8 protein-coding genes are annotated in these 12,607 nt (G+C 63.0%); all 8 read left to right on the top strand.

The annotated features are described in order from the left end of the window. Nucleotides 1-83: 83 nt before the first annotated feature. Complete coding sequence (locus NVV93_RS15090; RefSeq protein ID WP_258251460.1) at nt 84-860, top strand: class II aldolase/adducin family protein; 777 nt, start codon at nt 84-86, stop codon at nt 858-860. Continuing rightward, nucleotides 860-1,759: an alpha/beta fold hydrolase gene (locus tag NVV93_RS15085; protein ID WP_258251459.1), complete on the top strand. Its 900-nt coding sequence runs from the start codon at nt 860-862 to the stop codon at nt 1,757-1,759. The genes NVV93_RS15090 and NVV93_RS15085 overlap by 1 nt, the downstream gene beginning before the upstream one ends. Nucleotides 1,760-2,114: 355 nt before the next feature. Continuing rightward, nucleotides 2,115-3,026 carry an SDR family oxidoreductase gene (locus NVV93_RS15080; RefSeq protein WP_258251458.1) on the top strand — a complete coding sequence of 304 codons (912 nt, stop codon included), beginning with the start codon at nt 2,115-2,117 and terminating at the stop codon, nt 3,024-3,026. A gap of 134 nt (nt 3,027-3,160) precedes the next feature. Continuing rightward, nucleotides 3,161-3,928, top strand: a complete 768-nt coding sequence (locus tag NVV93_RS15075; protein ID WP_258251456.1) for a crotonase/enoyl-CoA hydratase family protein — start codon at nt 3,161-3,163, stop codon at nt 3,926-3,928. Between the two features lie 608 nt (nt 3,929-4,536). Then, nucleotides 4,537-6,387, top strand: coding sequence for a DUF1302 domain-containing protein (locus NVV93_RS15070; RefSeq protein ID WP_258251455.1), 1,851 nt, complete (start codon nt 4,537-4,539; stop codon nt 6,385-6,387). Nucleotides 6,388-6,405: 18 nt separating this feature from the next. Then, on the top strand, nt 6,406-7,779 hold the full coding sequence (locus NVV93_RS15065) for a DUF1329 domain-containing protein (protein WP_258251453.1): 1,374 nt from the start codon (nt 6,406-6,408) through the stop codon (nt 7,777-7,779). Between the two features lie 211 nt (nt 7,780-7,990). Then, nucleotides 7,991-10,585, top strand: coding sequence for a LuxR C-terminal-related transcriptional regulator (locus NVV93_RS15060; protein WP_258251451.1), 2,595 nt, complete (start codon nt 7,991-7,993; stop codon nt 10,583-10,585). Between the two features lie 529 nt (nt 10,586-11,114). Next, nucleotides 11,115-12,479: a DUF1329 domain-containing protein gene (locus NVV93_RS15055; protein ID WP_258254385.1), complete on the top strand. Its 1,365-nt coding sequence runs from the start codon at nt 11,115-11,117 to the stop codon at nt 12,477-12,479. Nucleotides 12,480-12,607 lie beyond the last annotated feature (128 nt).

The following is a 12,607-nucleotide window of genomic DNA, read 5'->3' as shown; positions in this document are numbered from 1 at the left end:
GCCAAGGCAACTACCAAGAGCGGCGCCGCTCGCTAGACTCAAACGACAACCACCCGCACAACTACAACACCGAGGTGAATGCCGTGACCGCTGTCCATGCTCTGCCCGCCGTCAAAGACCAGGTTTCCGCTGCCGAGTGGCAAACCCGCGTGGATCTCGCTGCCTGCTACCGGTTGATCGCCCTGCATGGCTGGGACGACCTGATCTTCACCCACATCTCGGCGAAGATTTCCGGCACCGAAGAATTCCTGATCAACCCGTTCGGCATGATGTTCCATGAGATCACCGCTTCGAGCCTGGTGAAGATCGACCTGGCCGGCAAGAAGCTGATGGACAGCCCGTACGACATCAACCCGGCCGGCTACACCATCCACAGCGCGGTGCATGAAGTGCGCCACGAGGTGGCCTGTGTGGCGCACATCCACACCGCCGCCGGCATCGCCGTGTCGGCGCAGAAACAGGGCTTGCTGCCGCTCTCGCAACAGTCGCTGTTCGTGCTCTCCAGCCTGGCCTACCACGGCTACGAGGGCGTGGCGCTCAACCACGACGAGAAGACCCGCCTGCAGGCCGACCTGGGAGCGGCCAACTTCATGATCCTGCCCAACCACGGATTGCTCACCGCGGCGAACAGCATCGCCGATGCGTTCCTGATGATGTTCATCCTGCAGCGCGCCTGCGAAATACAAGTGATGGCCCAGGGCGGTGGCGCCGAGTTGATCCACATTCCGCAGCAGATTCTCGATGGCGCCAAGGCCATGGCTGCCGGCGTAACCAGAAGCAAGCAGGGCATGGGCGGCGCGCTCGCCTGGCCGGCCTTGCTGCGCAAGCTCGATCTGCACATGCCCGGCTACGCCGAGTAATGATGCTGCCGGGGATTGCCCTGGATGAGTGGCGCGAACGCGGCCAGACATTCGCCTTTCAGGGACATGCGATCCGCTATTGGACGGCAGGCGAGGGCGCGCCGCTGCTGTTGATCCACGGCTTTCCGACGGCCAGTTGGGACTGGCATTACCTGTGGGCGCCGCTGGCGACGCGCTACCGGTTGATCGCCTGCGACATGCTCGGCTTCGGCGACTCGGCCAAGCCGCGCGACCACGAGTATCGTTTGATCGAGCAGGCGGATATCCAGCAGGCGCTGTTGCGCCATTTGGGCATCGGCGAGCCGGTGCACGTGCTGGCCCATGACTACGGCGACAGCGTCGCCCAGGAGTTGCTTGCGCGGCACGGCGAAGGGCGTTTCGTCATGGCCAGCGGGGTGTTCCTCAACGGCGGGCTGTTCCCCGAAACCCATCATCCGGTGCTGGCGCAAAAGCTCCTGCTCAGCCCGCTGGGGGCGCTGATGGGGCGCTTGTTTGGTCGGCGCCAGCTGGCGGTCAACTTCGCCAAGATCTTCGGTCCGGCCACCCAGCCCAGTGCGACCGAGTTGGATGCTTTCTGGAGTTTGCTCGAGACCAACGACGGCGCGGCGGTGATCCACCGGCTGATCCGTTATATGCCCGAGCGCCGCGAGCAGCGCGAACGCTGGGTGACGGCGATGCAGGCGATCCAGGTGCCGCTGCGCGTGATCGACGGCGCGTTCGACCCGATTTCCGGGGCGCACATGGTGGCGCGCTATCGCGAGCTGATCGCCGATGCCGATACCGTGCTGCTCGACAATATCGGTCATTACCCGCAGGTAGAGGCGCCCCAGGCGGTGCTCAAGCACTACCTGGAGTTTCGGGCCAGGGTCGCCAAGCGGGAGGCGGTTATCGACTTGTAGCCCGGATGCAATCCGGGACTGGGGTGGCGGCATCCCGGATTGCATCCGGGCTACGGGGTGGAATCGACCACCGTTGTAGGAGCGAATTCATTCGTGATCGGGCCAGCCATGCCAGCGCCAATCGCGGATAAATCCGCTCTTACAGTCAGCTGTAGGATGGGGCGGGCCGCGTAGGTTGAGCTGTAGTAATCAACCCATCGCCGCTTGTTGGGTATCGCTGCGCTCAACGCCAACCTACAAAAACCGCTATCGCCTCGCCTTATCGACCTTTATTCAGCACCGAGCCTTTTGCTTGTGACACCCCCCTTACTCGTCGACACTCGGCTTTTCCTTTTTCTGCCCAGGAGTCCGCTTTATGAGTGATGCCATCCGCTTCGAAGACAAAGTCGTCATCGTCACCGGCGCAGGTGGTGGCCTCGGCCGCGCCCATGCGCTGCTGTTCGCCAAGCACGGGGCGAAAGTGGTGGTCAACGACCTCGGCGGCAGCACCCACGGCGAAGGCGCTAACGCCTCGGCTGCCGACAAGGTGGTCGCGGAAATCCGCGCAGCCGGCGGTACCGCGGTGGCCAACCACGACTCGGTGACCGATGGCGGCAAGATCGTGCAGAACGCTCTGGATGCTTTCGGCCGTGTCGATGTGGTGGTCAACAACGCCGGCATTCTGCGCGACAAGACCTTTCTGAAGATGGAAGACGCCGACTGGGACCTGGTCTACAAGGTCCACGTCGAGGGCGCCTACAAGGTCACTCACGCCGCCTGGCCACACCTGCGCGAGCAGAACTTCGGCCGGGTGATCTTCACCGCGTCGACCTCCGGCATCTACGGCAACTTCGGCCAGTCCAACTACGGCATGGCCAAGCTCGGCCTGTATGGCCTGACCCGCACCCTGGCCATCGAAGGACGCAAGAACAACATCTTCGTCAACGCCATCGCCCCCACCGGCGGCACCCGCATGACCGAAGGGCTGATCCCGCCGCAGGTGTTCGAGCAGCTCAAGCCTGAGCTGGTCAGCCCGTTGGTGGTTTACCTCGGCAGCCAGGCCTGTGAGGAAACCGGCAGCCTGTTCGAAGTCGGTGGTGGTTGGGTCGGCAAGGTGCGCTGGGAGCGCAGCAATGGCGCCGGTTTCGACCCGCGTGCCGGCTTCAGCCCGGAAGACGTCGCTGCCGCTTGGCAGCAAATCGGCAACTTTGAAGGCGCCAGCCACCCGGCCGACAGCAATCAGGCGCTGGGCGCGATGCTCGCCAACCTGCAGAAATATGTAGGTTGATGCCGTAGGGCGGGGGTAACCCGCGAAACATGCGGCGGGTTGCACCCGCCCTACGCAAAAATGAGTGTTACTGGGCCGGCTTTATGCCGGCCTTTTTTGTTTTATGGTTGCGCAAACCCACCAGGAGAGTCGTCATGAGCGTCATTGTCGAGAAGAGCGGCCCCGTCACCACGCTGATCATCGATCGCCCGGCGGTGCGCAACGCCGTCGACCGGCCAACCGCCGAAGCCTTGGCCGACGCCTTGCGGGCGTTCGAGGCCGATGACGAGGCGCGCGTGGCGGTCCTCACCGGCGCCGGCGAAACCTTCTGCGCCGGTGCCGATCTGGGCGCGGTGGCGCAAGACGCTACCCGCGCTAATCGCCTGGAAGTCGACGGCGACGGGCCGATGGGGCCGAGCCGCATGCAGTTGAACAAACCACTGATCGCCGCCATCGAGGGCTATGCGGTGGCCGGCGGCCTGGAGCTGGCGTTGCTCGCCGACTTGCGAGTGATGGCCGCGGACGCGGTGCTCGGGGTGTTCTGCCGCCGCTTCGGCGTGCCGCTGATCGACGGTGGCACGGTGCGTTTGCCGCGCATCGTCGGGCAGGGTCGGGCGCTGGATCTGATCCTCACCGGCCGCCCGGTGCAGGCCGACGAAGCGCTGCAGATCGGCCTGGTCAATCGAGTGGTGGCCAAGGGCGAGGCGCGGGCTGCCGCCGAGCAGTTGGCCCGTGACATCGCGGCTTTCCCGCAGCGCTGCATGCTGGCCGATCGCGCCAGCGCTTATCGGCAGTGGGAGTTACCGTTCGGGCAGGCGCTGGAGAATGAATTCGCTGGCGGCCTGGAGGTTATCCACAGCGGTGAAACCCAGGCGGGTGCCCAGAGTTTCAAGAGTGGCCGGGGGCGGCACGGGCAGTTTTAGTGGCCTGTTTGGTTAATTCAGCCGTAGGGCGGGTTAGCCGCGTAGCGGCGTAACCCGCCATGGGTGTCGGCCAGCATCGCTGTGGCTGACTCTGCGGCCAGTCGGTGGGTTACGGCCTGCGGCCTAACCCACCCTACGAAAATCAAGACATCCAAGGGCCGGATCAGCGCGGCAGTAATCCCTCTAATCCCTTTTTGCCCCGTTTTAACCGCCGGCCGTTCTCGTGATGAGCGCTGCGCCCTCTGATCTGTTTCCTCGGCGGGTCGGTGCAGCTTCTGATCGCTGTCCTTTTCGTCCTGTTGGCGAGCCGATTGTGGCGCGCGACAAACCCGCTGCAATCGGTCGCTGCGCTGCATTATGGCCTGCAATGATGGGCGTTCATTAGCCAGACCATGGCTGGCTTTGGACTGTTTCCTGGCGGTAGCGGCACATTGAGTAGGAACTTCCCGCTCGTGCGGCGCGCGGTCGGCGGAAGCCGTCGAGAGGGAGAAAAATGCTCCTGATTAATCCTTTCGAGCGACAAGAAAGAATCCGCCCTTAGTGCGCTTATCCGACTTCTCCCCGCTCGGTAGGGTGGCCTGGCTGATTTACCCAACCAGGAGCGCCAAATGACAAGAAAAACAAGGCCGGCCACCTTCCTGCCAAAAACGCTGGCAGTGGCTGTGGCCATAGGCCTGAGCAGCCAGGCTCAGGCGGTGAACTTTAATATCGGGGAAATCGAGGGGCAGTTCGACTCGTCGCTGTCGGTCGGGGCCAGCTGGAGCATGGCTGATCCGGATAACAAGCTGGTCGGTGCGGCCAACATTGTGCCCGCCACTGGCAAGCGCGGCACCGGTTATACCCAGACCGGCGATGACGGGCGGATGAACTTCAAGAAGGGCGAGACCTTCTCGAAGATTTTCAAAGGCATCCACGACCTCGAACTCAAGTACGGTGACGCCGGCGTGTTCCTGCGCGGCAAGTACTGGTACGACTTCGAGCTGAAGGACGAAAGCCGCCTGTTCAAAGACATCGACGACCATGGCCGCAAAGAGGGCGCCAAGTCCTCCGGCTATCAGCTGCTCGATGCCTTCGCCTATTACAACTACGCCATCGCCGACAAGCCGGGTTCGGTGCGTCTCGGCAAGCAGGTGGTGAGCTGGGGTGAAAGTACTTTCATCGGCAACTCGATCAACAGCATCAACCCAGTCGACGCTGCCGCCTTCCGCCGCCCCGGCGCGGAGATCAAGGAAGGTCTGATTCCGGTCAACATGTTCTATCTGTCGCAGGGCATCACCGACAATCTGTCCGCTGAGGCGTTCTACCAGATCGAGTGGGACCAGACCGTCGTCGACAACTGCGGCACCTTCTTCTCTTCGGCCGACGTGCTCGCCGACGGCTGCAACAACAACTACACCATCCTCGACCCGGCGACCATTGGCGCGCTGCGCGCTCCCGCGACGGCGGCAGGTTTGCGTGCGCTGGGCGTGTCGGTCGTGCCGGAAGGTCTGATCGTGCCGCGCGGCGCCGACCGCGATGCCAGCGACTCCGGTCAGTTCGGTACGGCGCTGCGGTGGCTCGGCGATGAGGCTGAATACGCCGCGTATTTCCTGAACTACCACAGCCGTACACCGAACGTGAGCATGCACACCGCCAGTGCGACGGATATCCAGCGTGCCTTTACCACTGCCGGCGGTGCGTTGGCGCAGCCGATCATGCTCGGCCGCGGCAACTACTTCCTGGAATACCCCGAGGACATCCAGCTCTACGGTCTGAGCTTCTCCACCACGCTGCCCACCGGCACCGCCTGGTCCGGCGAACTCAGCTACCGGCCGAACATGCCGCTGCAGATCAACGGTACCGACATGACCGCCAAACTGGCGACCGTTCCGGCCGGCGCATTCGCCGCGGCGGGTGGTGGCGCGGCCGGCGTCGGCGCGGCGATGCGCCAGGGCAACCAGGACCTCCGCGGCTACAACCGCAAGGAAGTCACCCAGGCACAGACCACCTTCACCCACTTCTTCGATCAGGTCCTCGGCTCCGAGCGTATGACCCTGGTGGGTGAGATTGGCTACACCCGCATCGGCGCTCTGGAGAGCACCAACGAAGTGGCCTACGGTCGCGACTCGATCTACGGCTCGCCGCATGGCACCGCCGCATCGAACATCGCCGCCGCCCGCGACTATGGCTACAACGGCTTCTACACCTCCGGCTCCTGGGGTTATCGCGCCCGCGGCATCCTCGACTACAACGACGTGTTCGCCGGGATCAACCTCAAGCCGAACATGGCCTTCGCGCATGACGTCGATGGTTACGGCCCGGTCTTCAACGAAGGTTCCAAGGCCGTCAGCCTGGGCGTCGATGCCGAATATCAGAACACCTACACCGCCAGCCTGAGTTACACCGACTTCTTCGGTGGTGACTTCAACACCCAGATCGATCGCGACTTCGTTGCGCTCAGCGTCGGCGTGAACTTCTAAGGTTCAGGAGAGAATTACATGACAATGCGCAAGACCATGCTGCAATGCAGCGCCCTGGCCCTCAGCCTGCTGGCTGCCAACGTGATGGCCGCGGTGTCCGCCGACCAAGCCGCCAAACTCGGCGCCAGCCTGACGCCGCTGGGCGGCGAGAAAGCCGGCAACGCCGACGGCAGCATCCCGGCCTGGGACGGTGGCCTCAAGCCCGGCGCGGCGCCGGTCACGGCGGCCGGCTTTCTCGGCGATCCGTATGCTGGTGAACAGCCGTTGTTCACCATCACCGCGAAGAACCTCGATCAGTACAAGGACAAGCTGAGCGTTGGCCAGCAGGCGATGTTCAAGCGTTACCCGGATACCTATGTGATGCCGGTGTACACCACGCATCGCTCGGTGTCGGTGCCGGACAACATCAACCAGGCGGCCAAGACCAGCGCGCAGAAAACCACGCTGCGCGAAGGGGGCAACGGTCTGAAGGATTTCACCGACAGCCGCTACTACGCGTTCCCGGTCCCGCAGAACGGTCTGGAAGTGGTGTGGAACCACATCACTCGTTATCGCGGCGGCAACCTGCGCCGGCATATCGTGCAGGCCACCCCGCAGGCCAATGGCAGCTACCAGCTGGTCAATTTCGAGGACGAAGTGGCGATGCCGGAAGGCTTGCCGGATCTGACGCCGGATAAAGCCGCCAACGCCTTGCTGTTCTTCAAGCAGCGGGTCACCGCGCCGGCGCGTCTGGCCGGCAACGTGTTGCTGGTCCACGACTCGCTCGACGCGGTCGCCGAGCCGCGCATGGCGTGGATCTACAACGCCGGTCAGCGTCGCGTGCGGCGTGCCCCGCAGGTCGCGTATGACGGTCCGGGTACCGCTTCGGACGGTCTGCGCACCTCCGACAACTTCGACATGTACAACGGCGCACCGGATCGTTACGACTGGAAACTGGTCGGCAAGAAGGAGCTGTACATTCCGTACAACAACTTCCGCATCGCTATGCCGACCGTGAAGTACAGCGACATCCTCAAGGCCGGTCACACCAACCAGCAACTGGCGCGCTACGAGCTGCACCGGGTCTGGGAAGTGGAAGCCACGCTGAAGAGCGGCGAGCGCAACATCTACGCCAAGCGCCGCTTCTTTGTCGATGAAGACTCCTGGCAGATCGCGGTGTCCGAGCACTACGACGGCCGTGGTCAGCTGTGGCGTATCGGCCAGGCGCTGTTGCTGCAGCATTATCAGAAGCAGATCCCGGTCTACGCGTTTGAAGCGCTGCACGACATCATTTCCGGTCGCTACCTGGCTATTGGGATGAACAACGAGGAGAAGCGCTCCATCGAGTACGGGATCAAATCCACCGTTGGCGAGTTCACCCCGTCCGCTCTGCGCAGCGCCGGCGTCCGGTAAAACCGCAACCAGCAGTAGAAAAAAGGCGGCCCAGATGGCCGCCTTTTTTTCACGATACTTTGCTGAGCTTGTCGAGCGCTCTAAATCGGGGCTTTCAGAGGAACGTGCAAAAATGTTATCCAAGGCCATTCATACCAAGGGGTGATGCGGCACGTCTTCCCCCGTGGGGTTACCATCATTCATCGCCCGAACAATAAGAAAGAGCGAAGCGATGACCAGGCATGCCCACGTTCGAGTTCTTGATAGCCGACCCGTTGCCAGCCCCCAGCTGCCGCGTTTGTCCGTCAGCCATGTGCTGCGCCCGCGCCTGAGTCAGCCGCTGCTGGACAGCGGTTGTCGTCTGTCGCTGCTGTGTGCGCCAGCCGGTTTCGGCAAGAGCGCGCTGCTCAACGAATGCCTGCGCCAGGCACCACCGGCCACCCAGTTGGTCTGGCTGGATTTGCTTGGCCGCCCGCTGACCCCCGCCGAATTACTCGCCCGTCTGGCTTTGGCTCTGGTCCAGACCCCTGTGTCTGGCGATCCCGAGGGGGCCTTGGCCGAGTTGCTGAGCCGTAGTGAGCAACCGCTGTGGATCGTCCTGAATGATTACCCGCGCCACTCCAGCCCGGAACTGGACGCCTGTCTCGATCGGCTGATCGAGCAGACCCCGGCGAACCTGCGCTGGTGGGTCTGCGGTCGGCGGCGCCCGGCCTGGAACCTGCCGCGTCTGCTATTGCAGGGCGATCTGTTCGAGCTGGACGGCCAGGCTCTGGCGTTCGACGAAGGCGAGTTGCGCGAGCTGCTCGAGGTGCAACGCCTGGCGGTGTCCGAAGAGTTGCTCGGCCAGTTGTGGCGCGACAGCGAAGGTTGGCCGGCAGGCATTTGTCTGTTGTTGTTCAAGACCGATAGCGCAGGCCTGCGCGAACGCATGGTGGCGGGTACGCCGCTGTTGCAGGAGTACCTCGGTCGCGAGGTGCTCAACGACCTGCCGCTGCCGTTGGCCCGCGCCCTGCGCGTGCTGGCGCATATTCCGCGCTTTTCGGCCGAACTCTGCGAGCAGTTGCTGGAAGAGGGCGGTGCCGAGATGCTCGGTGAGCTGCGCGATCGGCAGTTGTTCCTGCAGGGTTTGGACAGTGCGGGCCAATGGTTCCGGCTGTGGCGGCCGCTGGCGTTGAACCTCAAGCGTCAGCCCGGCGGGCTGCCGATCCAGGCGCATCTGCGCGCCTGTCGCTGGTTCTTCCAGCATGGCGAAGTGCGCGAGGCGGTTGAGCATGCGCTGTGGGCCGAGCAACCGGAAGTGGCGGCCAGCTATCTGCAGCGCTTCGGCCAGGAACAGTTGCTGGTCGAGCACAGCGTGACCCAGTTCCTGCAATGGCGCGACGAGTTGCCGGGCGATCTATTCGCCAGTACGCCGCGACTGATTACGTTGCTCGGCTGGGCGTTGCTGATCTGCGCGCGCCTCGATGAAGCGAACGAGTGCCTGACCAATCTCGGCCGCTTCCTGCCCCAGGCCGATCCACATCGTCAGCGTCAGTTGATTGCCCATTGGCAAGCGCTGCAGGGCGTGTTGCGCCGCCAGCAGGGCGATCCCAACTCGCGTGCGCACTGTTTGGCCGCCTTGGCCGACCTGCCCAAGTCGGCGTGGTCGCAACGGATTCTCTGTCATCAGGCGCTCACTCAGCAGGCGTTGGCACAGGGCGAGTTGGAGTTGGCGCGCAGCCATGTCGAAGAGGGTCTGCGCTTGTCGCGACTGAATGGCAGCCTGGTCTTCGAGGCCATGCTGGAGGTTGAGCACTGCCAATACCTGACCTTGGCTGGCGAGTATCAGCGCAGTGTCGAGGTGGTTAACGAAGCGATGGCGCAGGTAGCCGGCAGGCTTCGGCATGGTCCGGTGATCGCTCGGCTGCAGCTGGTCCGCGCTGGCCTGCTGATGGCGCAGGGCTATCGTGACGAGGCGCGCGATTGGTATCAGAGCGGTTTGCACGAAGCGGCCCGTTGCGAAGATGCCTCGCTGTTGTTCGGTTATCTCGGCTTGATCGACATCGCGGCCGAGGATGGCGATTTCTCCCTGGCCGCCACGCTGCTCCAGGAAGCTGAAAGGACCATGCAATGGCAGCATGTACCGGAAGTGCGTTACGGCGGCGCGCTACAGCACGTCCAGGGTCTAATCCTCTTGGCTCAAGGCAACCTGGAAATGGCGGCCGAGCAATTCCAAGACTTGCTCGAGCGTTATCGCAGCCAGGGGCGCCTATCGCCTTCGGGCTTTACTGATTTGCTGCGCCGCACCCGGTTCGGGCTGGCCCTGTGCAACCTGCGCCAGGGGCAGCTGGAGGTGGCGCAGCAAAGCTTGCGCCAGCTGCGCGAAGAGTGTCTGACACAAGGTTTGTTGCCGCTGGCTTGTGAATGTCGCTTCGCGTTGGCCGAAGCCTTGCTCGCCGGTGGTCGGCACAGCCAGGCAGAAAGTGAATTGCGCCGCGCGTTGAGCGAGGCCCAGCGCATGCACTTGCTGCGGCCGGTGCAAGCGTTCTACCGGCTGCAGCCCGCTCTGGTGCTCCAGCACGTCAGCGCTGCCCAGCGCGAAAGGCTGTTGCAGGAACAGCCGGTGGCGCAAGTGCCGCGCCGCGACGACGGCTCGCTCTTGAGCTGTCGCGAACTGGTGGTGTTGGGGTTGATCGCACAAGGGTTGTCCAACCAGGAAATCGCCGAGCAGTTGTTCATCTCCCTGCACACGGTGAAAACCCACGCGCGGCGCATCAACAGCAAGCTCAAAGTCGAGCGCCGTACCCAAGCGGTGGCTCAGGCCAAGGCACTCGGGTTAATCGAGTAGTCGCTGACGGTGATGTGACGTTTTAGCCAACATTCAGCACATTAATGTGCTGGCTGTGGCTCGACTGATAAGACATACAGCCGGCATGTGGGCTGCTCTCTTCCCAGGGCCACGCATGGCGCATGCTTGCGACTGGCGCCCGCCAAAACTGGTAGTCAGTCATACTTTGGATTGATATGGAGAATCAATCCTTCGCCCGCTTATCCATCCATGAGGCGCTGAGTAGGGTGGAGGCGTAACCGGAGTGCCAGATGACAACTACAAAAACGGCCGCCGCTTCGCCCCATATCCCTGGTCATGGCGTTCGCCCTCCAGCGTGATCTGAGATGAGCGCGACTTTATCGTCGTCATCCATTCCATCGAATCCGTTCGCATTGCCGCTCTGACCCGGTCACCCACCGTGTCGTGCAGGGGTGTGGACAGCCAAGCGCCTTAGCCAACTCGGCAACGGCGTGAGTGAAACCGCCCAGGCAATTGCGATGGCCCGCGTTCTGTCTCGGCACGCTCTTCTGCGAGGAACACCATGTATTTGCGTAAAACCCTGCTGCAATGCAGCGCCCTGGCTTTGAGCCTGGTAGCCGCCAACGTGATGGCCGCGGTAAGTGCCGAAGATGCGGCCAAGCTCGGCACCAGCCTGACCCCGCTGGGCGGCGAGAAAGCCGCCAATGCCGACGGTTCGATCCCGGCCTGGACCGGCGGTCTGGCCAAGGACGCCGCACCGGTTGACGCCAAGGGCTTCCTCGGCGATCCGTTCGCCAGCGAAAAACCGCTGTTCGTGATCACCGCGCAGAACGTCGAGCAGTACAAGGACAAACTCTCCGAAGGCGAAGTGGCGATGTTCAAGCGCTACCCGGACACCTACAAGATGCCGGTGTACGCCTCCCATCGCACCGCTGCTGTCCCGGAAGAGGTAGCGGCTGCGGCGAAGACCAGCGCGCTGAAAACCTCGCTGGCTAGCGACGGCGTCGGTCTGGATAACTTCCCTACCCACGTCTATCCGTTCCCGCTGCCGACCAAAGGCGTGGAAGTGATTTGGAACCACATGGCCCGCTACCGTAGCCCCAGCACGATGCGCGTCAACGTGCAGACGCCAGTGCAAACCAACGGCACCTTTACCCCGGTAGTCATCGATGAACTGGTGGCCTACCCGAGCTCGCTGCCTGATTTGCCGGCGGACAAAGCCGCCAACATGCTGTTGATGGGCAAGCAGACCGTCACCGCTCCGGCGCGCATGGCCGGCACCGTGGTACTGCTGCACGACACCATCGATCCGGGCAAAGGCCCGCGTAAAGCATGGGTCTACAACGCCGGCCAGCGCCGCGTCCGCGCCGCTCCCCAGGTTGCCTATGATGGCCCGGGTACCGCCGCTGACGGCCTGCGTACCTCCGACAACACCGATATGTTCAATGGCTCGCCGGACCGTTACGACTGGAAACTGGTCGGCAAGAAAGAACTGTACATCCCGTACAACAACTACCGCCTGGCGTCGCCGCAACTCAAGTACAGCGACATCATCCAGCCGGGCCACATCAATCCTGACTACACCCGTTACGAGCTGCACCGCGTGTGGGAAGTCGAAGCAACCCTGAAGAGCGGCGAGCGCAACATTTACGCCAAACGTCGTTTCTTCATCGACGAGGACAGCTGGCAGATCGCTATCTCCGAGCTGTATGACGGTCGTGGCCAGCTGTGGCGTGTAGGTCAGAACATGCTCATGCAGCAGTACCAGGCGCAGGTGCCATGGACTGCCATGGAAAGTCTGAACGACCTGATCGCTGGGCGTTACATCACCTCGATGATGGCCAACGAACAGAGCCACCCGAGCAAGTTCGGCGTGAAAGTCGCGTCTACCGACTTCACCCCGGCCGCCTTGCGGAATGCCGGTGTGCGTTAAGCGCGTCAGCCACGTTTGAGAAAGGCGACCTTCGGGTCGCTTTTTTTATGGGCGATCACCTCTGTCGGCAGCTGGCTTGAGCGGTATCATGCGCCGGAGTTCGTGTCCGGGTCCGAGAGAGTCGAGGG

The organism is Pseudomonas sp. LS44 (assembly GCF_024730785.1).
Classification (GTDB): domain Bacteria; phylum Pseudomonadota; class Gammaproteobacteria; order Pseudomonadales; family Pseudomonadaceae; genus Aquipseudomonas.
This window is presented reverse-complemented; position numbering and strand designations above follow the sequence as displayed.

Bases quoted from the DNA above. Each gene is read 5' to 3' on its own strand.
- NVV93_RS15070 (WP_258251455.1), top strand. From the start codon at position 4,537: ATGACAAGAAAAACAAGGCCGGCCACCTTCCTGCCAAAAACGCTGGCA.
- NVV93_RS15085 (WP_258251459.1), top strand. From the start codon at position 860: ATGATGCTGCCGGGGATTGCCCTGGATGAGTGGCGCGAACGCGGCCAG.
- NVV93_RS15065 (WP_258251453.1), top strand. From the start codon at position 6,406: ATGACAATGCGCAAGACCATGCTGCAATGCAGCGCCCTGGCCCTCAGC.
- NVV93_RS15060 (WP_258251451.1), top strand. From the start codon at position 7,991: ATGACCAGGCATGCCCACGTTCGAGTTCTTGATAGCCGACCCGTTGCC.
- NVV93_RS15080 (WP_258251458.1), top strand. From the start codon at position 2,115: ATGAGTGATGCCATCCGCTTCGAAGACAAAGTCGTCATCGTCACCGGC.
- NVV93_RS15075 (WP_258251456.1), top strand. From the start codon at position 3,161: ATGAGCGTCATTGTCGAGAAGAGCGGCCCCGTCACCACGCTGATCATC.